The organism is Streptomyces sp. NPDC127190 (assembly GCF_042672505.1).
In the GTDB taxonomy this organism is placed as follows: domain Bacteria; phylum Actinomycetota; class Actinomycetes; order Streptomycetales; family Streptomycetaceae; genus Streptomyces.
Map to the genome: position 1 here is coordinate 42689 of NZ_JBHXVE010000017.1, position 20679 is coordinate 63367.

The window sequence follows — 20679 nt, forward strand, 5'->3', positions numbered from 1 at the left end:
GCGGTCTCCCAAGGGACGATCCGGGCTTCCCTCTTCTAGGAGCTTCAATATGCGACGTGGCATATCGATCGCCGCCGCGGTCACCGTGATCGCCCTCTCCGCCACCGCCTGTGGCGGCTCGGGTGACAGCGCGGCCGGCAAGCCGAAGGACCCGAAGGACGTCTCCGGCACGATCACGTACTGGGACACCTCGGACGCGGCGACCGAAGCCCCGACGTACAAGGCCCTGATCAAGAAGTTCGAGGCCACGTACCCGAAGATCAAGGTGAACTACCAGAGCATCCCGTTCACCGATGTCGAGCAGAAGTTCAAGTCGGCCGCGAAGAGCGGCAAGGGCGCCCCGGACGTCGTCCGCACCGACGTCGGCCTGATGGCGGAGTACGCCTCGCTCGGTTACATCGCCCCGCTCGACGGCACGGCCGCGCTGAAGGACACCTCGGACTTCAACACGGGCCCGATGAACACCGCCAAGTACAACGGCAAGACCTACGGCGTGCCGTCGGTCACCGACACCCTGGGCCTGCTGTACAACAAGGACCTGCTGAAGAAGGCCGGCATCGCCAAGCCGCCGGCCACGTGGGACGAGTTCATCGCCGACGCCAAGACCATCAAGAAGAAGACCGGGGCCTACGGCACCTACGTCAACCCGGACTCCTACTTCCTGCTCCCGCTGCTCTACAGCAACGGCGCCGACATGGCCGACACCTCCGCCAAGAAGATCACCATCAGCGACGACAAGGCCGTCACGGCCCTGACGACCGCGAAGAAGATCTACGACGAGGCCTCGATGAAGGTCGACTTCGCCAACGCGTACCAGAACATGCAGACGGCCTTCAAGAACGGCAAGGTCGCCATGCTGGTCCAGGGCCCGTGGTCGGTGAGCGACGACGTGACCGGCTCGGCGTTCAAGGGCAAGGAGGACAACCTCGGCTTCGCCCCCGTCCCGGCCGGCGCCGGCGGCACCGCCCAGGCCCCGACCGGCGGTCACGACCTGGCCGTCTACCAGGGCTCGTCGAACCTGGACGCCAGCTACCTGTTCACCCAGTTCATGACGTCCACCGAGAGCCAGATCGCGATCGCCAAGGGCACCGGCACGCTGCCGACCCGCAAGTCCGCGTACACCTCCGATGTCACCGCCAACGCCAAGATCGCCGGGTTCAAGCCGATCCTGGAGAAGACCGCCCGCCCCCGCGTCGCGCTGCCGCAGGTCGGTTCGCTCTTCACGCCGCTCGCCCAGAACTACGTGAAGATCCTCCAGGGCGACGAGTCGGTCAAGTCCGGCCTGGACGCCACCGCCAAGCAGTTCCAGCAGCTGCTGCCCGGCTACTCCATCGGCTGACCCTGACCGTCAGCAGCCGACCACGGTAGCCGCACGGCGACCGAAGGACACGCAGCCCCGGGGACACACGTTTCCCCGCTGCCGCCCCGCCCGGGGCTCCCCGGGGCTGCGCGCACCACCAGACTTCTGCCGCGAAAGAGCCGATGAGGATGACGACCGCAGCGAGCACCGGACCCACCGACAGGACAGCGCGAGGCAAGAGCCCGCGCCCCGAACGCGTTTCCGCGCTCCGGCGCTCCTGGGACAAGTACTGGTACGCCTGGGCGATGGTGACCCCGGTCGCCGTCGTCATCGCCGTACTCGTCCTCTATCCGCTGGGCTACGGCCTCTACCAGTCGCTGACCGACGCCAACGAGGCGAACGTCGCCACCACGATCGGTGCCTTCCACCGCCCGGCGACCTACCACTTCGTCGGCCTGGACAACTACTGGCACGTCCTGTCGGGCGCGGACGGCGACTTCTACCCGCGGCTGGTGTGGACGATCGTGTGGACCGTGTCCTGCGTCGCCCTCCAGGTCGGCCTCGGCATGGGCCTCGCGGTGCTGCTCAACCGGGAGATGCGGCTGCGCGGCTTCTACCGGGCGATGCTGATCCTGCCCTGGGCCGTGCCGTCGTTCATCGGCGTCTTCGCCTGGCGGCTGATGCTGAACTCCCAGTACGGCGTCCTCAACGACATCATCACCTCGGTCGGCCTGCCCGCGCAGAACTGGCTCGGCACCCCGCTGGCCCAGAAGATCGCCGTCATCATGGTGAACGTGTGGATCGGCATCCCGTTCAACATGGTCGCGGTCCTGGGCGGCCTCCAGTCGATCCCGAAGGAGCTGTACGAGGCGGCCGAGATGGACGGCGCCTCGCCCTGGCAGCGCTTCCTCAACGTCACCCTGCCCGGTCTGCGCCCGGTGACGAACACCGTGATCCTGCTGGGCTGCATCTGGACGTTCAACATGTTCAACGTCATCTACCTGCTGCTGGGCAACAACACGACCGGTGACACCGACATCCTCGTCACCTTCGCCTTCCACAAGGCCTTCACCGGCGTCTCGGACTACGCGGGAGCGGCGACCTACGGGATCATCATCCTCGCCCTCCTGATGGCCTTCTCGACGTTCTACCGCCGCAGCACCCTGAAGTCCGAGCAGGCGTAAGGAGCCATCGTCATGACCGCAGCCACGCACGAGACGGCCGCCGCCGCCCGCTCCGCCGCCGAGCCCGCCGCCGCTCCCCGCGCCCGCAGGGTGCGCGGCCGGGAGGAGCGCAGCCTGGGGGCCTCCGTCGCCCTGCACGCCACGCTGATCCTGGCGGCCGTGATCGCCGCCTTCCCGGTGGTGTGGATCTTCTTCATCTCGCTGGGCCCGAAGACCGCCTGGCAGCAGCCCAGCGAGGTGTTCAAGGACCTGAGCCTCCACAACTACGCCGATGTGCTGTCCCACTCGGACCTGCCGAAGTGGTTCCTGAACACCGTCATCGTGGCGGGCGGCACCACCGTGCTCGGTGTCTTCCTCGCGGCGACCGCCGGCTACGCGGTGTCCCGGATGAGGTTCCCCGGCAGCAAGCAGCTGATGTGGACCTTCCTGGTCACCCAGATGTTCCCCTCCATCGTGCTGATCGTGCCGCTGTACCTGCTGATGTCCGACCTGGACCTGCTGGACAACTACCTCGGCCTGATACTCGCCTACGCGACCACCGCGGTGCCGTTCTGCGCCTGGATGATGAAGGGCTACTTCGACACGATCCCCAAGGAGATCGACGAGGCGGGCAGGGTGGACGGCCTCACCCCGTTCGGCACCTTCTGGCGGCTGATCGTGCCGCTGGCCCGGCCGGGGCTCGCGGTCACCGCGTTCTACAGCTTCCTCACCGCCTGGGGCGAGGTCGCCTACGCCACCCAGTTCATGCAGTCCGACCACTACACGCTGGCGGTCGGCATCCGCACCTTCGCACAGGACCAGCGCCCCGACTGGGCGTGGACCTCGGCCACGGCGATCATCATCACCGTCCCGGCGGCCATCGTCTTCCTCCTCGTGCAGCGCAGCCTGGTCTCCGGGCTCACCGCCGGCGGTACCAAGTCCTGACCCCCGGCCCCGGCCGGGCGGCGACCCCGCCCGGCCCGCACCCGTCTGCAAGCGCTTCCGTCGTTCCCCCCGCATCCTTAAGGGAATCCATGACCCAGCACGTCACCGACGCAGTCCCCACCGACGCCTCCCCCGCCGCCTCCGGGCGCCGGGAGTGGTGGCGCGACGCGGTCATCTACCAGGTCTATCCGCGCAGTTTCGCCGACGGCAACGGCGACGGCATGGGCGATCTGCCCGGCATCCGCTCCCGGCTGCCGTACCTGAAGAAGCTGGGGGTGGACGCCGTCTGGCTGTCGCCGTTCTACGCCTCCCCGCAGGCGGACGCCGGCTACGACGTCGCCGACTACCGGGCCGTGGACCCGATGTTCGGCACCCTCACCGACGCCGACGACCTGGTCCGCGACGCGCACGCCCTGGGCCTGAAGGTCATCGTGGACGTCGTCCCGAACCACTGCTCGGACCAGCACGAGTGGTTCAAGCAGGCGCTGCGCGAGGGTCCCGGCTCGCCGCTCCGGGAGCGCTTCCACTTCCGGCCCGGCAAGGGCGTGGACGGCGAACTGCCGCCCAACGACTGGGAGTCGATCTTCGGTGGTCCGGCCTGGACCCGGGTCGCGGACGGCGAGTGGTACCTGCACCTGTTCGCGCCGGAGCAGCCCGACTTCAACTGGGACCACCCCGCGGTGCACGACGAGTTCCGCTCCATCCTGCGGTTCTGGCTGGACCTCGGGGTCGACGGCTTCCGCATCGACGTCGCGCACGGCCTGGTGAAGGCGCCCGGTCTGCCGGACATCGGCCACGAGGAGCAGGTCAAGCTGCTGGGCACCGAGGCGATGCCCTACTTCGACCAGGACGGCGTGCACGAGATCTACCGGGGCTGGCGGCGCATCCTGGACGAGTACCAGGGCAGCGAGCGGATCGCCGTCGCCGAGGCGTGGACCCCGACGGTGGAGCGCAGCGCCCTGTACGTCCGCCCGGACGAGCTGCACCAGGCCTTCAACTTCTCCTACCTGACCACCGAGTGGGACGCGGCCGGCCTGCGCGATGTCATCGACCGCTCGCTGAGCGCCGTCAACGCCGTGTCCGCGCCCGCCACCTGGGTGCTGTCCAACCACGACGTGGTCCGGCATGTCACGCGGCTCGCGGACGGGGACGAGGCGCACGGTCTGCGCCGGGCGCGCGCGGCGACGCTGCTGATGCTGGCACTGCCCGGCTCGGCCTACCTCTACCAGGGTGAGGAACTCGGCCTCCCCGAGGTCGTCGACCTGCCCGACGAGGTCCGCCAGGACCCGGCGTTCTTCCGCAGCTCGGGCCAGGACGGCACGCGCGACGGCTGCCGGGTGCCGCTGCCGTGGTCCGGGCAGGAGCCGCCGTTCGGCTTCGGTCCGGTGCCGGGCGGCCCCAGCTGGCTGCCGCAGCCCGCGGACTGGAAGCATCTGACCGTCGAGGCGCAGGAGGGCGACCCCACGTCCACGCTGGAGTTCTACCGCAGCGCGCTCGCCGTACGGCGCGAGCACCCGGCGCTCGGCGCGGGCCGCGAGATCACCTGGCTGGAGACCCCCAAGGGGGTACTGGCCTTCCGCCGCGACACCGCCGAGGGCTCCTTCGTCTGCACGGTCAACCTCACCGCCGCGCCGGTCGTGGTCCCGACGCCGGGCACCCTGCTGCTCGCCAGCGCCGACGTGCAGCCGGGCGCCGCGTCCACGGAACTGCCCGCGGACTGCACCATCTGGTGGGCAGTCTGAGATGCGGCCGGTACAGTCCAACACTGTGACCACACGGCTTGCCGACATCGCTGCGCAGGCGGGGGTGAGCGAAGCGACCGTCAGCCGGGTCCTCAACGGGAAGCCGGGCGTCGCCGCCACCACCCGCCAGTCCGTGCTCGCCGCGCTCGACGTCCTGGGCTATGAGCGTCCGGTACGGCTGCGGCAGCGCAGCGAGGGGCTGGTGGGGCTGATCACGCCGGAGCTGGAGAACCCGATATTCCCGGCCCTGGCCCAGGTCATCGGACAGGCGCTGACCCGCCAGGGCTACACGCCGGTGCTCGCCACCCAGACCCCCGGCGGGTCGACGGAGGACGAGCTGACCGAGATGCTGGTGGACCGCGGGGTCGCCGGGATCATCTATGTGTCCGGGCTGCACGCGGACACCACCGCCGACATGCAGCGCTATGAGCGGCTGCGGGCGCAGGGCGTGCCGTTCGTCCTGGTGGACGGGTTCTCGCCGAAGGTGCAGGCGCCGTTCATCTCGCCCGACGACCGGGCCGCGATGACGCTCGCGGTGACGCATCTGGTGTCGCTGGGCCACACCCGGATCGGGCTGGCCCTCGGGCCGAAGCGGTTCGTGCCGGTGCAGCGGAAGATCGACGGTTTCGTACGGGCCATGCACGACCAGCTGGGCTTCGCGCCCGAGACGGTCGAGTCGGAGCTGATCCAGCACTCGCTGTACACGCTGGAGGGTGGTCAGGCGGCCGCGCTGGCGCTGATCGGGCGGGACTGCACGGCGGTGGTCTGCGCCAGCGACATGATGGCCCTGGGGGCGATACGCGCGGCCCGGCAGCAGGGCCTTGAGGTGCCGCGGGACATCTCGGTGGTCGGCTTCGACGACTCCCCGCTGATCGCGTTCACCGACCCGCCGCTGACCACGGTCCGCAAGCCGGTGCCGGCCATGGGCCAGGCGGCGGTGCGCACACTGCTGGAGGAGATCGGGGGGACGCCGGCGCCGCACAGCGAGTTCGTGTTCATGCCCGAACTGGTGGTGCGGGGGTCCACGGCCTCGGCGCCGCACGGGGTGCGCGCCTCATAAGGATGTCCGTTCTGTCGTAGGACGTCGTAGGACATCAGGGTCTGCCACAGGACGTGCGGGATGGACCCGGGCTTGGGATGATCTGTCGGAGAAGTCTTTTCTGGCAGACTTGATGCCCATGAGTGACTCGACCGTGACAGCGTCGGAAGGTCGCGAGGAGCTGCCCCTTCCGCGGGCCGTCACGAGCGAGGCCGGAAGGGGACCGCTGCGCCGGCTGCGCCGGCTGCGGCGGCCCCGGCTGTGGTTCGAGATCCTTCTGATCGCGGTGAGTTACTGGACGTACTCGCTGATCCGCAACGCGGTCCCCGAGCAGCGGGCCGAGGCGCTGCGCAACGCCGACTGGATCTGGCGCACCGAGCACCATCTGGGCATCGCCGTGGAGCAGTCGGTCAACCATGCGCTGAACTCGGTGACTTGGCTGATCATCGGGATGAACTACTACTACGCCACGCTGCACTTCGCCATCACGCTCGGGGTGCTGGTGTGGCTCTTCCGGTGGCATCCCGGGCGGTACGCGGCGACCCGGCTGGCGCTGTTCGCCACCACGGGCGTCGCACTCGTCGGTTACTACCTGTTCCCGCTCGCCCCGCCCCGGCTGATGCGCGGCGGGGCCTTCGTGGACACCGTCATGATCCACCACACCTGGGGTTCGATGGCCTCCGGCGACCTCAAACACATGTCCAACCAGTACGCGGCCATGCCGTCCATGCACATCGGCTGGTCGCTGTGGTGCGGGCTGACCGTCTTCCTGCTGGCCTCGGTGCCGTGGGTGCGGGTGCTGGGGCTGCTGTACCCGACGGTCACGCTCGCGGTCATCGTCGCCACGGCCAACCACTTCTGGCTCGACGCGGTGGGCGGGATGCTCTGTCTCTCCTTCGGGGTCGCGGTGGCCCGGCTCTGGTACGGCGCGCTGCCCTGCCGGCTGCCGCGCCGGGTGCCGCAGCCGGGGCCGGAGCGGGAGCCGGCCCGGGCCGCTCAGCCCTCGTAGAACAACTCCTGGACGACCGTGCGGGCCCTGCGGGTGGTACGGCGGTAGGCGTCCAGCATGTCCCCGGCGTGTCCGGCGCCGTAGCCCAGGTAGCGGCCCACCGCGGCCAGCTCGCGCGGCTCCGTCGGGAAGGTGTCCCCGGCCCGGCCGCGGACCAGCATCACCGCGTTGCGCACCCGGGTGGCCAGCACCCAGGCCTCGTCCAGCACGGCCGCGTCGTCGGCGTCCAGCAGCCCCGCCGCCTGCGCCGCGGCCAGGGCCGCGCGGGTGCGGGTGGTGCGCAGGCCGGGCACCTCGTGGGCGTGCCGCAGCTGGAGCAGCTGGACGGTCCACTCCACGTCCGACAGGCCGCCGGGGCCGAGCTTGGTGTGCAGCTTGGGATCGGCGCCGCGCGGCAGCCGCTCGGACTCCATACGGGCCTTGAGCCGGCGGATCTCGCGGACGGAATCGTCCTCCAGACCGCGCGGCGGATAGCGCAGCGGGTCGATCAGCTCGATGAAGCGGCGGGCCAGGTCCTCGTCGCCGGCCACCGGCTCGGCCCGCAGCAGCGCCTGCGACTCCCAGACCAGCGACCAGCGGCGGTAGTACGCCTCGTACGACTTCAGGGTGCGCACCAGGGGCCCCGACTTGCCCTCCGGGCGCAGACCGGCGTCGATCAGCAGCGGCGGGTCGGTGCTGGGCAGCTGGAGCAGCCGGCGCATCTCCTCCACGACCTTGTTGGCCGCGGCGGCCGCCTCCTGCTCGTCGACGCCGTCCCTCGGCTCGTGCACGAAGAGGACGTCGGCGTCGGAGCCGTACCCCAGCTCGCCGCCGCCGAACCGGCCCATTCCTATGATCGCGAACCGGGTGGGGAGCGTGTCGCCCCAGCTGTCCCGCACCACCGCGCGCAGGGCGCCCGCCAGGGTGGCCGCGGTGAGGTCGGAGACCGCCGTGCCGACCCGGTCCACCAGGGCGCCCTGGTCGGCCTCCACGGGGCTGGTCTCCGTGCCGTAGGACGCCACGATGTCCGCGGCGGCGGTGCGGAACAGCTCCCGGCGGCGCACGCCACGGGCCGCGGTGACGCCCTGCCGGGCGTTGTCCGCGCGGCTCACCGCCGCCAGGACCTCCTGTTCCAGGTGGGCGCGTTCCCGCGGTGCGAGGCCGCCGCCCCGGCCGTCGCCGTCGCCGAGCAGCGCCACCGCCTCCGGGGCGCGCATCAGCAGGTCGGGGGCGAGGCGGCCGGCCGACAGGACCCGGGCCAGGTTCTCGGCCGCCGCGCCCTCGTCCCGCAGCAGCCGCAGGTACCAGGGGGTCTTGCCGAGCGCGTCGGAGACCTTGCGGAAGTTGAGCAGTCCGGCGTCCGGGTCCGCCGAGTCGGCGAACCAGCCGAGCAGGACCGGCAGCAGGGTGCGCTGGATCGCCGCCTTGCGGGTCACCCCGGAGGCGAGGGCCTCCAGGTGGCGCAGGGCGGAGGCCGGATCCGCGTAACCGAGGGCGACGAGGCGTTCACGGGCCGCCTCCGGGCTCAGCCGGGTCTCGCCCGGGGCGAGTTGGGCGACCGCGTCGAGCAGCGGGCGGTAGAAGAGCTTCTCGTGCAGCCGCCGTACGACCGTGGTGTGCCGCTTCCACTCGCGGGTCAGCTCGGCCACCGGGTCCGTGCGCAGGTTCAGCGAGCGGCCCAGGCGGCGCAGGTCGGCCTCGGCCTCGGGGACCAGGTGGGTGCGGCGCAGCCGGTACAGCTGGATGCGGTGCTCCATGGTGCGCAGGAAGCGGTACGCCTCGTCCAGCCGGGCGGCGTCCTCGCGGCCCACGTAGCCGCCCGCGGCGAGCGCCTGGAGGGCGTCCAGGGTGGTGCCGCTGCGCAGCGTGTGGTCGGTGCGGCCGTGCACCAGCTGGAGGAGCTGGACCGCGAACTCGACGTCCCGGAGGCCGCCCGGGCCCAGCTTCAGCTCGCGGTCGACCTCGGCCGCGGGGATGTTCTCCACGACGCGTCGGCGCATCTTCTGCACGTCCGGTACGAAGTTCTCCCGTTCGGCCGCCTTCCAGACCAGGGGGTGCAGGGCGTCCAGGTACGCCTGGCCGAGGTCGGGGTCGCCGGCCACCGGGCGGGCCTTGAGCAGGGCCTGGAACTCCCAGGTCTTCGCCCAGCGTTGGTAGTAGGCGAGGTGGGAGGAGAGGGTGCGGACGAGGGGGCCGTTGCGGCCCTCGGGGCGCAGGTTGGCGTCCACCGGCCAGATCGAGCCCTCGACCGTGCTCTCGGAGCAGATCCGCATGAGGTGCGAGGCCAGTTTGGTGGCCGCTCTCAGGGCCTGGGTCTCGGTGGCGTCCCCCGCCGCCTCCGCCACGAAGATCACGTCGACGTCCGAGACGTAGTTCAGCTCATGACCGCCGCACTTGCCCATCCCGATCACCGCGAGGCGGCAGGCCGCGGCGTCGGCCGGGGCGGCCTGCCGGGCGATCGCGAGGGCCCTGCGGAGGGTGGCGGTGGCCAGGTCGGCCAGTTCCGCCGCGGTCTGCGCGGTGTCCGTGGTGCCGCAGACGTCCCGCGCGGCGATGGACAGCAGGCAGCGGCGGTAGGCGACGCGGAGGGAGACCGGGTCGGTGGCCTCGGCCAGGCCCCGCTCGAACTCGGCGAGGCCCGGGTGCAGGTCCTGGGGCTCGTAGGTGACCAGGGCGCGCCAGTCGGTGGGGTGCCGGGCCAGGTGGTCGGCGAGGGCGGCGGAGGCGCCCAGGACGCCGAGGAGGCGGTCGCGGAGGGGCTTGGCCGCGATGAGGGTGTCCAGCAGTTCGCGGTGGACGGCGGTGGAGGGCTGGGCCTCCAGGAGGCGGACCAGGCCGTGCAGGGCCAGGTCGGGGTCGGCGGTGGCGCCCAGGGCCTCCAGCAGGACGGGATCGTTGCGGACCGGGGTCAGCTCGGGGCCGTCCAGCAGGCGCTCGGCGGCGGAGGGGTCGGTGAAGCCGTGCCGGAGCAGGCGGGTGAAGGTGCTGCTTCTGCGGCCCGGCGTCATCTCCGTGGTCTCCCCTCGGATCGGGTTCGTCCTGGCCAGAGCCTAACCGGAGGGGTGGTGGGGTGGCCTGGGCGGGCGGGCGGAGGGCTGGGGTGGTGGGCTGGGTACAGGCGGTGGTCCTATGCCTGCGGCGGCCTGTGCGGGTGCATTGCGGTTGGCGTGGCGCCTTCGGGCCGTTCTGAACCGGCGCCGCGCGCGGCCGCACCCAGCGTTCATCGGCTCTTCACCCGCGCGGTTGGCTCGCGTGGCGCCCGGGAATGTTGACGTGTGCATGCTCTGTCCGCACCGCCAGCCCTCTTCCAACCGGAGGTTGATGTGTCCGGCAGTTCCGTGTACCGCCGAGCCCGTACCGTCGCGGCATCCGCAGTGGCCCTCGCCGCGGCCGCGACCGGGCTGTGGACGGGGCTGGGGTCCGCGCACGCCGCGGGCGCCGTGCCCACCCCGGACCACGTGGTCGTCGTGGTCTTCGAGAACCACGCGTACAGCCAGGTCATCGGCTCCTCCAGCGCGCCGTACATCAACTCGCTGAAGTCCGGTGGCGCCAGTCTGAGCCAGTCGTACGCCGAGACCCACCCGAGTCAGCCGAACTACTACGCGATGTTCTCGGGCTCCACCCAGGGCATCACCGACGACAGCTGTGTGACCCCCGGGTTCTCCTCGGCCCCCAACCTCGCCTCCGAGGTGATCGCCGCGGGGAAGAGCTGGGCCAGCTACAACGAGTCGCTGCCGAGTGACGGGTCGACCGTGTGCAGCAGCGGCAATTACGCCCAGAAGCACAACCCGTGGTTCGGCTTCAGCAATGTCCCGACCTCGACCGCGAAGACGTTCGCGGAGTTCCCCACGGACTACTCGACGCTGCCGCAGGTGTCGTTCGTGGTGCCGAACCTCTGCGACGACATGCACGACTGCTCCGTCGCCACCGGCGACACCTGGCTGAAGAACAACCTCGGCGCCTATGCCACCTGGGCCAAGACGCACAACAGTCTGCTGGCCGTCACGTTCGACGAGGACAACCGGCTGAGCGGCAACCGGATCCCGACCGTGTTCTACGGGCAGCCGGTCACCCCGGGGTCGACCAGTTCCACGACGTACAACCACTACAACCTGCTGCGCACCCTGGAGGACATGGAGGGGACGGGCACGCACGCGGGCAACGCGGGCTCGGCGCAGGACATCACGGGTATCTGGGCGTCCTGACGTGTACGTAGCGGACAGTCGCGCGTCCGCCGATGGCGCCGTCCGGCCGCTGGCCGGGCGGCGCCGGGCGGCGGTCGCCCCTGCCGTTCTCGCCCTCGGGGCGGTCAGCCTGATCACGGACGTGTCGTCCGAGATGGTCACGGCCGTACTGCCGTTGTACCTGGTCAGCGGGTTGGGCCTGTCCCCGCTGGGGTTCGGGGTGCTGGACGGTGTGTACAACGGGTTCTCGGCGCTCGTACGGCTCGCGGGCGGGCATCTCGCCGACCGGGGCGGCGGGCGGCACAAGTGGGTCGCCGGTGCCGGTTACGCGCTGTCGGCGGTGTGCAAGCCGCTGCTGCTGGTGGCTCACTCGCTGACCCCGATCGGGCTGGTGCTGGCGCTGGACCGGACGGGGAAGGGGCTGCGCACCGCTCCGCGGGACGCGCTCATCTCGCTGTCGGCTCCGGCCGAGTCGCGGGGGCGGGCCTTCGGGGTGCACCGGGCCATGGACACCGCGGGCGCCCTGTGCGGTCCGCTGGTGGCGTTCCTGATCCTGCGGGCCGCCGTGGACGGGTACGACGCCGTGTTCACGGTCAGCTTCTGTGTGGCCGTGCTGGGTGTCCTGGTGCTGGTGCTGTTCGTGCCGGGCGGCCGGGGCGGTGCGGTGCCCGTGCAGCGGCCCACGCTGCGGGGGGCCGTGGGACTGCTGCGCGGGCGGGCGCTGCGGCGGGTCGGCGTGTGTGCGCTGCTGCTGGGGCTGGCCACGGTGAGCGACTCGTTCGTGTACCTGCTGTTGCAGCGCCGGCTCGGGGTTCCGGACCGGTGGTTCGCGCTGTTGCCGCTGGGTACGGCGGCCGCGTTCCTGTTGCTCGCGGTGCCGCTCGGACGGTTCGCGGACCGGGTCGGGCGGTGGCGGGTGTTCCTCGCCGGCCATGGGGCGCTGCTGGTCGCGTACGGGCTGCTGCTCACGTCGTGGCGGGGGGCCGCGCTGCCGTTCGTGGTGCTGGCGCTGCACGGCTGCTTCTACGCGGCGACCGACGGGGTGCTGATGGCCGCGGCCTCGGACGGGGTGCCGGAGGCGCTGCGCTCGTCCGGGCTGGCCCTGGTGCAGACCGGGCAGGCGGGGGCCCGTTTCGCCTGCTCCCTGCTGTTCGGCGCGGCCTGGACGGTGTGGGGCGACCGTGCCGCGCTGGCCGGCGCGACGGTGGCGCTGGCCACGTGCGCGTTCTTCTCCTTCCGTCTGCGTCCGAAAGGCGTCGTGTGACTGTCCGTGCGCGGGTTCTGGTTCTGGTCTCGGCCGTCGTCCTGCTGGCGGCCGTAGGGGTGGCGGCCGTGCTGCATGCCTCGGCCCGGGCGGAACGGCGTGACCAGGTGCAGGCCGGCGGGCCGCGCGTCAGCCCGGGCACGGTGACGCTGACGCAGGCCGGACGCATGCTGTTCCGCAATATGGCGTGGGGGCCGCACCGGGACGAGGTGGTGTCCGTCCCGGCCGGCGATCCGGCGGGGGCGCGTACCGCCTCCGGGCTCACGTGCCTGCGTTTCTACGCGGCTTCGGGGACCGGCGTGTGTCTCCAGGCGGTGCACGGGCCGGTCTCGGACACCTATCGTGCGCTGGTCCTGGACGCGCGTCTGCGGACCCTGCACCGCTACGACGTGCCGGGTATCCCGTCGCGCGCCCGGGTCTCCCCCACCGGGCACTTCGCCGCCTGGACGGCGTTCGTGGGCGGTGACTCGTACGCCGGGACGAACTTCTCCACGCGCGCGGCGATCGTGGACACCCGCAGCGGGGCGCTGATCCCGACCCTGGAGGACTTCCGGATCGTGAAGGACGGCCGCCCCTACCGGGCGGCGGACGCCAACTTCTGGGGCGTGACCTTCGCCGCGGACGACCGCACCTTCTATGCCACGCTGGCGACGAAGGGGCGTACGTACCTGGTGCGGGGGGATCTGCGGGGCCGCACGCTCACCACCGTGCACGAGAACGTCGAGTGCCCCTCGCTGTCGCCGGACGGCACGCGCATCGCCTACAAGAAGCGGGTGAAGGGCCTGCCCAAAGACGCTCCCTGGCGGCTGTACGTGCTCGACCTGCGCACATGGCGCGAAACACCGCTGGCCGAGCGGCGCAGCGTCGACGACCAGGCGGTGTGGAGGGACGACCACCACATCGTGTACGCACTGCCCGGGGACTACGGCGCGGATCTGTACGAGGTGCCGGCGGACGGGTCGGGTCGGGCGCGGAGGATCAGTACGGCCGCGGTGTCCCCCGCGTTCCCCCGCTGACCGGTCCCCCGGCGGGCCCCGCACCTGTACGCCCCGCTATGCATTCCTGCGCCGTGCGAGCCTGGACGACGTCATCTCCTGAGGTCCGCCGGGATCCGTTACGCCGATCCGGTGCCGGGTCCGGAGCGGCGGCGGGCGCGGGCGCGCAGGGTGAGGGCTGTTGCCGCAGCGGCGGCGAGGAGCAGGGCGGCCGTGGTCCAGGTCGCGGCGCCGACGGAGGAGCGTGCGGCGGTGCAGTGGTCGGCGGGGGCGATGCGCAGCCGGGCCCAGGGCCGGGCGGGCTCGTCCAGCCGGGAGTCGTGCCGGTAGACGACGTAGAGACCGGGGGACGCGTCGCAGGCGAGGGTGGTGGTGGCGGTCAGGACGGCCTTGGCTCCGCGCAGCACGGGACGGTCGGTGAAGGCGCGGGAGGTGAGGATGATGTCGCCGTCCGCGCCCTCGTCGTCGTTGTCCGTGAGGGTGATACGGCTGCCGGCCCGGAAGGTGCGTACGTCCCACGCGGACTGGGGCCAGGGGTCGTCCGGCGCCCAGCGTTCCTCCAGGGAGGGCTTGGGCAGGCGGGCCACCTCGGTACGGCAGGCGCGGCGTGCGGAGTCGCCGGCGGGCGCCACGCGCACACGTGCCCAGACGAAGGGGGTCTCGTCCGGTCCCACGTCCCCGGCGCCCCTCAGCACCACCGGGTAGGTGCCCGGCCGGGTGTCGCAGGCGATGGTGACGGTGGTGGTCAGCAGCGGGTCCCTCATGCGCAGCGTTCCCGGCGCGAGGAACGCGCGCGAGTTGAGGGTGTCGCCGTACCGGCCCAGGGCACCCCGCCGCTCCTCGATCGTCAGGGTGTCACCGGGCCGCACCGAGCGGACGCTGCCGAGCGGAAGCGATGCGTGCGACCGTGCGGCTGCGGCCGGTGCGGCCTGTGCGACCGGTGCGGCCGCGAGGAGGGGCAGCAGAAGCGCCGCGCACGCGGCCCTGTGGAGTCGGTGCATCGCCTCGCCTGTCAGTCGCCGGTCGGTGGTCCCTCTGGAAGAGGGGTGGGCGGCCCGCGCCGTTCCCGGCCGACGGCGCACAGCCATGGCCGTCCCGGCGGGCGCCATCGAGGACGGAAGGCCGGTCCGGTCATCGGACTATCGCGTCGGTCCAGGTGGCGGCCGCCATGTGCGGCGGGGGGTTGTGCGTGCCGAAGGGGCTGGCCCAGCTGGGCCGAGGGCTGTACGGGACGAGGGCTCGGGACCGGCGCCTCGGCCCGGCTCCGCCGGGCAGCGGCGACAGGGGCCTGCTGCGCAGCGGGTCCGTCCCCTGCCTGGTGACGGCCCTGCGGCCGGCGGCGCACCACAACGCGGCCGAGGGCGCCGGCGTCGGGGACACCGGGGTGGCAGGCTTCATCGCGTGCGGCCCCCTGTGCGTGCTCGCCCTGGCACTGGCGGCCACCGGACTGGCTCCACCGCATCCGCTCCGCCCCCCGCCCCGCTGTCCGCTCCGCTCGCGGGTGATCCCCGGCCCGGTGGCTTCGGCTCCCCTGCGACGGCCCCGGCGGGGCGGAAACGCCGTGTGGCCGGCCGCGCAGAGCGGTCGGCCACACGGGAGCTGATACAGGTCGGACCTGCTCCTACAGCACCGGCAGGTTCTTCCGCAGTTCGAAGGCCGTGACCTCGCTGCGGTACTCCTCCCACTCCTGGCGCTTGTTGCGGAGGAAGAAGTCGAAGACGTGTTCGCCGAGGGTGTCGGCGACCAGGTCGCTGCGTTCCATGAGGCTGAGGGCCTCGCCGAGGTTCTGCGGGAGGGGTTCGATGCCCATGGCGCGGCGCTCGGCGTCGGAGAGGGCCCAGACGTCGTCCTCGGCGCCCGGCGGGAGCTCGTAGCCCTCCTCGATGCCCTTGAGGCCGGCGGCCAGCAGGAGCGCGTAGGCCAGGTAGGGGTTGGCGCCGGAGTCCAGGGAGCGGACCTCCACGCGCGCGGAGCCGGTCTTGCCGGGCTTGTACATCGGGACGCGGACCAGGGCGCTGCGGTTGTTGTGGCCCCAGCAGATGTACGAGGGGGCCTCGCCGCCGGCGCCCGCGGTGCGCTCGGAGCCGCCCCAGATGCGCTTGTACGAGTTGACCCACTGGTTGGTGACCGCGGAGATCTCGGCGGCGTGCCGCAGCAGGCCCGCGATGAAGGAGCGGCCCACCTTGGAGAGCTGGTACTCGGCGCCCGACTCGTAGAACGCGTTGCGGTCGCCCTCGAAGAGGGAGAGGTGGGTGTGCATGCCGGAGCCGGGGTGCTCGGAGAAAGGCTTCGGCATGAAGGTCGCCTGGACCCCCTGTTCCAGCGCCACCTGCTTCATGACCAGGCGGAACGTCATGATGTTGTCGGCCGTGGAGAGGGCGTCCGCGTAGCGCAGGTCGATCTCCTGCTGGCCCGGCGCGCCCTCGTGGTGGGAGAACTCCACCGAGATGCCCATCGACTCCAGCATGGTGATGGCCTGGCGGCGGAAGTCCATGCCGATGTTCTGCGGGGTGTGGTCGAAGTAGCCCGAGTTGTCGGCCGGGGTGGGGCGGGAGCCGTCCAGCGGGCGGTCCTTCAGCAGGAAGAACTCGATCTCGGGGTGGGTGTAGAAGGTGAAGCCCAGGTCGGAGGTGCGGGCCAGGGCGCGCTTGAGGACATAGCGCGGGTCCGCGAAGGAGGGGGAGCCGTCCGGCATGAGGATGTCGCAGAACATCCGGGCGGTGCCGGGGGCCTCGGCGCGCCAGGGCAGGACCTGGAAGGTGGAGGGGTCCGGCTTGGCGATCATGTCGGACTCGTAGACCCGGGCGAAGCCCTCGATGGCGGAGCCGTCGAAGCCGATGCCCTCGTCGAAGGCCTGCTCCAGCTCGGCAGGGGCCACGGCGACGGACTTGAGGAAGCCCAGCACGTCCGTGAACCACAGGCGTACGAACCGGATGTCCCGCTCCTCCAAGGTCCGGAGCACGAACTCCTGCTGCTTGTCCATCTTCCGCTTCCCCATCCTTGCTGGTCAGGCCGCCTGTCCCCGGTACCACGGGAGGCGGTCGGGCACCTGAGCATCCCACCACAACACCATTTCGTGCGCGTTGCGGACCTTGATCGCCCGAGCATCCACGGGCTGAACGCCTCTCGTCCGGCAGGTGTACTGCTCTGCCGCCCATCTTGCCTGCTCGGACCGGTATCCGTAATGGCCGGTCCGGTTCGAGGCGGTACAGGGACAGCGTAAGGAGTGCCCCTGCACGGTTCACATGATCGGCCGGGTCGCGGGGCCCGGGCGGGCGCTCTTCGGTTGGGCACGGGTTCCCCATTACGATCGGCGGGCCCCACCCTCACCGTCCGCCCCTCGCCAGAAGGACATACGCCTCATGGGTTCCGCCAAGAACAGCAGCAGCGGCAGCGCGGCGCGCAAGGCGCGCATCGAGGAGATGCGGCGCGCCGACCGTGCCCGCGAGCGCCGCAACCGGGTGCTGGTCGTCGCCGCGTCCGTGGTGGTCGTCGCCGGTCTCGCCGTCGGCGGTGTGGTCGTGGCGAACGCGCAGTCCGGCAAGAAGTCGGACACCGCCACGAAGGACGCCCCGGCCAAGAACACGCTCGACGGCAAGGGCGGGGACGCGGGCGACTCCGGGCACTTCGTCACCGGCAAGGACGGCGTGCGGACCTGGACCGGGAAGCTGTCCCGGACGCATGTGCCGACCAAGGTGGCGTATCCGATGCACCCGCCGGTCGGCGGCAACCACAACCCGGTCTGGGCGACCTGTGACGGCACCGTCTACACCTCGCCGCTCCAGGACGAGAACGCCGTGCACTCGCTGGAGCACGGCGCGGTCTGGGTGACGTACACCAGCAAGGCGAAGAAGGCCGACGTGGACGCGCTCGCCGCGAAGGTGCACAAGACGCCGTACTCGCTGATGAGCCCCTACGAGAACCAGGCCGCTCCGCTGATGCTGACGGCGTGGGGCCACCAGGTGGCCGTGAAGAGCGCGAGCGACCCCGAGGTGAACAAGTTCCTCGCCGCCTATGTGCAGGGCCCGCAGACGCCGGAGCCGGGGGCCGCCTGCACCAGCGGGGCGATGTAGTGGGCCGGCAGCACATCGGCTGGCTGGCGGGGGCCGCGGCGGCGGTCCTGGTCGCGGCCGGCGCGGCCACCTACGCGGTGGCCGAGGACGACGGCGGATCGGATCCGCGCGCACAGGTCCCGGCGGCGGAGTCGGCGGACGCGGGGTTCGCCCGGGACATGGCGGTCCATCACCAGCAGGCCGTGGAGATGGCGTACATCGTGCGGGACCGCACGAGCGACCCGGACGTGCGGCGGCTCGCCTACGACATCGCGCAGACCCAGGCCAACCAGCGCGGCATGCTGCTGGGCTGGCTGGATCTGTGGGGGCTGCCCAAGGTGTCGGCGGATCCGCCGATGACCTGGATGGGCATGGGGGACATGGCCTCCGGCAAGGACGGCGCGCTGATGCCGGGCATGGCGACCAACACCGAGCTGGGCAGGCTCCGGTCGCTCAGCGGCAAGCAGGCGGAGATCCTCTTCCTCCAGCTGATGACGGACCACCACAAGGGCGGGATCCACATGGCCGAGGGGTGTGTCGCCAAGTGCACCGTCGGCGTGGAGAAGCGGCTGGCGCAGGGCATGGTCGACGCCCAGCAGTCGGAGTTGCAGGTGATGGCGGGGATGCTCAAGGAGCGTGGGGCGAAGCCGCGTTCGTGAGGCCGCCTTCGTGAGGCCGCGTTCGTAGGCCGCCGCGAGCGTGAAGTTTCAAAGGGAAGGAGCTTGCCCGTGTTGTTGAACAGCAGGCAAGCCCTTTCGTGACATTTCCGTAATCACAAAAGCCCTCAAATCGCCCTACCTGGCGGTTACTTGAGCTTCTCTTGACCTTTACCTTTACCTGGCATGAACCGTTCATCGACAGAGTGACCCCCATCGTGTGATCCATACGGCCGGCCGTAACCGCCGCGGGCCGGCGCGCGGACCGCGTGTCGTATCGACCACTACATGCATGCGAACCGCATCGCAGGGGGTTTTATGAGATCCAACCGCGCCAAGATGCGCGCCGGTGTGAGCATGGCGGCAACTCTGCCCATGATCGCCGGTGCTCTGGCGCTGGGCATACCCGCGGCCCACGCCTCGGGCAGCCCCGCTCGTGACGCACTCAAGGGCACCAAGCCGCTCTGGGCCACGGCCAAGGCGGACAAGGGCGCGACCGCTGACAGCGCCCAGGTGAACGCCCGGGTCTACCTGGCCGGCAAGGACGCGGCGGGCCTCGCCGCCTACGCGAAGGCCGTGTCCGACCCCAGCTCCAAGCTGTACGGCAAGTACCTGAGCGCCAAGAAGGCGCAGAGCCGCTTCGGTGCCACCAAGGCCCAGGTCGCGGCCGTGAAGTCCTGGCTGACCTCGGCCGGCCTCAAGGTCACCTCGGTCACCCCGCACTACGTCGCCGTCTCCGGTGACGTGGCCGCCGCCGAGAAGGCGTTCGGCACCCAGCTGCACAACTTCGCCAAGGGCTCGAAGACCTACCGCGCCCCGGCGCAGCCGGCCTCCGTCCCGGCCGCCCTGAAGGACGCCGTCCTCACCGTCACCGGTCTGGACAACGCCCCGCACAAGGCGAACCACGACGACCAGCTGCCGCCGCCGGACGCCGTGTTCAAGAACTCCGGGCCGTTCTCCTCGTACTACGGCTCGAACATCGCGACCACGCTGCCGGACGCGTACGGCGGCAAGATCCCGTACGCGATCAAGGGCTACACCGGCAAGCAGCTGCGCGCCGCCTACGGCGCCGGCTCCTACACCGGCAAGGGCGTGCGCATCGCGATCACCGACGCCTACGCCTCGCCGACCATCGCGTACGACGCGGGCGCCTACGCGGTCAAGCACGGCGACGCGGCCTGGAAGACCAGCCAGCTGCACCAGGTGCTGCCGAAGACGTACACCAAGACCAAGGAGTGCGGCGCGGCCGGCTGGTACGGCGAGGAGACCCTCGACGTCGAGGCCGTGCACGCGGTGGCCCCGAACGCCGACGTCACCTACGTCGGTGCGGCGTCCTGCTTCGACGACGACCTGCTCGACTCGCTCAGCAAGGTCGTCGACAACCACCTCGCCGACATCGTCTCCAACTCCTGGGGCGACATCGAGGCCAACCAGACGCCTGACCTCGCGGCCGCCTACGACCAGGTCTTCCAGCTGGGCGCGGTCCAGGGCATCGGCTTCTACTTCTCCTCCGGTGACGACGGCGACCAGGCCGCCAAGTCCGGTACGAAGCAGGTCGACACCCCGGCCAACTCCGCCTGGGTGACCGCGGTCGGCGGTACCTCGCTGGCCGTCGGCAAGAACAACTCCTACATGTGGGAGACCGGCTGGGGCACCGAGAAGGCGACCCTGTCGGCGGACGGCAAGAGCTGGGACAACTTCCCCGGCGCCTTCACCTCGGGCGCGGGCGGCGGCACCAGCAAGACGGTCCCGCAGCCGTACTACCAGAAGGGCGTCGTCCCGGACTCGCTCGCCAAGGCCAACAGCGCCGACGGCAACCGCGTGGTCCCGGACATCGCGGCCATCGCCGACCCGAACACCGGCTTCCTGGTGGGTCAGACCCAGACCTTCCCGGACGGCTCGCAGCAGTACAGCGAGTACCGCATCGGCGGCACCTCGCTGGCCGCCCCGGTGATCGCGGCGATCCAGGCGCTGGCCCAGGAGGCGCGCGGCGGCAAGGCGATCGGCTTCGCCAACCCGTCCATCTACGCCAAGTACGGCAAGGCCGGCGTGTACCACGACGTCACGGACAACCCGACCGGCTCCGGCCTGGCGGTCGCCCGCGTGGACTTCGCCAACGGCCTGGACGCGAGCGGCGGCCTGCGCTACTCGGCCCGCACCCTCGGCAAGGACAGCTCCCTGTCGGCGGTCACGGGCTACGACGACGTGACGGGCGTCGGCACGCCGGCGAACGGCTACGTCCAGTCGTACGCCAAGAAGAAGTAACGCTCCGCTGAGGGGCGGGGGCGTCGGGGTGCTGGGCACCTGTCTCTTATACACAACAGACGCTGCCGACGAAAGTCCAAGTGTAT

General features: G+C 71.2%; 15 protein-coding genes. 12 read left to right on the forward strand and 3 right to left on the reverse strand.

Features of this window, described 5'->3' with window-relative positions; genetic code table 11:
• The first annotated feature begins 49 nt into the window (after window positions 1-49).
• The 6 genes from ACFVIU_RS24725 to ACFVIU_RS24750 all read left to right on the forward strand — a co-directional run bounded on the left by ACFVIU_RS24725 (window position 50) and on the right by ACFVIU_RS24750 (window position 7198).
• Complete coding sequence (locus tag ACFVIU_RS24725) at window positions 50-1339, forward strand: extracellular solute-binding protein (protein WP_385845114.1); 1290 nt, start codon at window positions 50-52, stop codon at window positions 1337-1339.
• Between the two features lie 149 nt (window positions 1340-1488).
• Window positions 1489-2484, forward strand: coding sequence for a carbohydrate ABC transporter permease (locus ACFVIU_RS24730; protein WP_385845115.1), 996 nt, complete (start codon window positions 1489-1491; stop codon window positions 2482-2484).
• A 12-nt stretch (window positions 2485-2496) separates the two neighbouring features.
• A complete protein-coding gene (locus tag ACFVIU_RS24735) occupies window positions 2497-3408 on the forward strand; it encodes a sugar ABC transporter permease (protein WP_385845116.1) in 912 nt (303 codons plus the stop codon).
• An 89-nt stretch (window positions 3409-3497) separates the two neighbouring features.
• Complete coding sequence (locus ACFVIU_RS24740; RefSeq protein ID WP_385845118.1) at window positions 3498-5150, forward strand: glycoside hydrolase family 13 protein; 1653 nt, start codon at window positions 3498-3500, stop codon at window positions 5148-5150.
• 25 nt (window positions 5151-5175) lie between these two features.
• Window positions 5176-6210, forward strand: coding sequence for a LacI family DNA-binding transcriptional regulator (locus tag ACFVIU_RS24745; protein WP_385845119.1), 1035 nt, complete (start codon window positions 5176-5178; stop codon window positions 6208-6210).
• Window positions 6211-6328: 118 nt separating this feature from the next.
• Window positions 6329-7198 carry a phosphatase PAP2 family protein gene (locus tag ACFVIU_RS24750; protein ID WP_385845120.1) on the forward strand — a complete coding sequence of 290 codons (870 nt, stop codon included), beginning with the start codon at window positions 6329-6331 and terminating at the stop codon, window positions 7196-7198.
• Here the strand turns inward: ACFVIU_RS24750 and ACFVIU_RS24755 are convergent.
• Complete coding sequence (locus ACFVIU_RS24755; protein ID WP_385845122.1) at window positions 7186-10185, reverse strand: bifunctional [glutamine synthetase] adenylyltransferase/[glutamine synthetase]-adenylyl-L-tyrosine phosphorylase; 3000 nt, start codon at window positions 10183-10185, stop codon at window positions 7186-7188. The two genes, ACFVIU_RS24750 and ACFVIU_RS24755, sit on opposite strands and share 13 nt — an antisense overlap.
• A gap of 315 nt (window positions 10186-10500) precedes the next feature.
• Here ACFVIU_RS24755 and ACFVIU_RS24760 point away from each other — a divergent pair, with 315 nt between their 5' ends.
• Genes ACFVIU_RS24760 through ACFVIU_RS24770 form a run of 3 tightly spaced genes read left to right on the forward strand, consistent with a single transcriptional unit; the run spans window position 10501 to window position 13641 of the window.
• Window positions 10501-11382: an alkaline phosphatase family protein gene (locus ACFVIU_RS24760; protein ID WP_385845123.1), complete on the forward strand. Its 882-nt coding sequence runs from the start codon at window positions 10501-10503 to the stop codon at window positions 11380-11382.
• 1 nt (window position 11383) lies between these two features.
• On the forward strand, window positions 11384-12625 hold the full coding sequence (locus ACFVIU_RS24765; protein ID WP_385845125.1) for an MFS transporter: 1242 nt from the start codon (window positions 11384-11386) through the stop codon (window positions 12623-12625).
• Window positions 12622-13641 (forward strand): TolB family protein, encoded by a 1020-nt coding sequence (locus tag ACFVIU_RS24770; protein ID WP_385845127.1) that lies wholly within the window; start codon window positions 12622-12624, stop codon window positions 13639-13641. The genes ACFVIU_RS24765 and ACFVIU_RS24770 overlap by 4 nt, the downstream gene beginning before the upstream one ends.
• A gap of 98 nt (window positions 13642-13739) precedes the next feature.
• On the opposite strand, the gene ACFVIU_RS24775 is transcribed toward ACFVIU_RS24770, so the two are convergent.
• Together ACFVIU_RS24775 and glnA are read right to left on the reverse strand one after the other, a co-directional pair.
• Window positions 13740-14621, reverse strand: coding sequence for a hypothetical protein (locus ACFVIU_RS24775; RefSeq protein ID WP_385845128.1), 882 nt, complete (start codon window positions 14619-14621; stop codon window positions 13740-13742).
• Between the two features lie 620 nt (window positions 14622-15241).
• Entirely contained in the window at window positions 15242-16603 is a 1362-nt protein-coding gene (gene glnA / locus ACFVIU_RS24780) for a type I glutamate--ammonia ligase (protein WP_385845130.1), read from the reverse strand.
• Window positions 16604-16982: 379 nt separating this feature from the next.
• On the opposite strand from glnA, the gene ACFVIU_RS24785 reads away from it, so the two are divergent.
• From ACFVIU_RS24785 to ACFVIU_RS24795, 3 genes are all read left to right on the forward strand, one after another.
• Window positions 16983-17693: a DUF3105 domain-containing protein gene (locus ACFVIU_RS24785; RefSeq protein ID WP_385845131.1), complete on the forward strand. Its 711-nt coding sequence runs from the start codon at window positions 16983-16985 to the stop codon at window positions 17691-17693.
• Window positions 17693-18331, forward strand: coding sequence for a DUF305 domain-containing protein (locus tag ACFVIU_RS24790; RefSeq protein ID WP_385845132.1), 639 nt, complete (start codon window positions 17693-17695; stop codon window positions 18329-18331). Before ACFVIU_RS24785 ends, ACFVIU_RS24790 begins: the two co-directional genes overlap by 1 nt.
• A gap of 315 nt (window positions 18332-18646) precedes the next feature.
• On the forward strand, window positions 18647-20593 hold the full coding sequence (locus ACFVIU_RS24795) for a protease pro-enzyme activation domain-containing protein (protein WP_385845134.1): 1947 nt from the start codon (window positions 18647-18649) through the stop codon (window positions 20591-20593).
• Window positions 20594-20679 lie beyond the last annotated feature (86 nt).

Bases quoted from the DNA above. Each gene is read 5' to 3' on its own strand.
- ACFVIU_RS24725 (WP_385845114.1), top strand. From the start codon at position 50: ATGCGACGTGGCATATCGATCGCCGCCGCGGTCACCGTGATCGCCCTC.
- ACFVIU_RS24735 (WP_385845116.1), top strand. From the start codon at position 2,497: ATGACCGCAGCCACGCACGAGACGGCCGCCGCCGCCCGCTCCGCCGCC.
- ACFVIU_RS24755 (WP_385845122.1), bottom strand. From the start codon at position 10,185: ATGACGCCGGGCCGCAGAAGCAGCACCTTCACCCGCCTGCTCCGGCAC.
- ACFVIU_RS24750 (WP_385845120.1), top strand. From the start codon at position 6,329: ATGAGTGACTCGACCGTGACAGCGTCGGAAGGTCGCGAGGAGCTGCCC.
- glnA (WP_385845130.1), bottom strand. From the start codon at position 16,603: ATGGACAAGCAGCAGGAGTTCGTGCTCCGGACCTTGGAGGAGCGGGAC.
- ACFVIU_RS24775 (WP_385845128.1), bottom strand. From the start codon at position 14,621: ATGCACCGACTCCACAGGGCCGCGTGCGCGGCGCTTCTGCTGCCCCTC.
- ACFVIU_RS24740 (WP_385845118.1), top strand. From the start codon at position 3,498: ATGACCCAGCACGTCACCGACGCAGTCCCCACCGACGCCTCCCCCGCC.
- ACFVIU_RS24795 (WP_385845134.1), top strand. From the start codon at position 18,647: ATGAGATCCAACCGCGCCAAGATGCGCGCCGGTGTGAGCATGGCGGCA.
- ACFVIU_RS24730 (WP_385845115.1), top strand. From the start codon at position 1,489: ATGACGACCGCAGCGAGCACCGGACCCACCGACAGGACAGCGCGAGGC.
- ACFVIU_RS24785 (WP_385845131.1), top strand. From the start codon at position 16,983: ATGGGTTCCGCCAAGAACAGCAGCAGCGGCAGCGCGGCGCGCAAGGCG.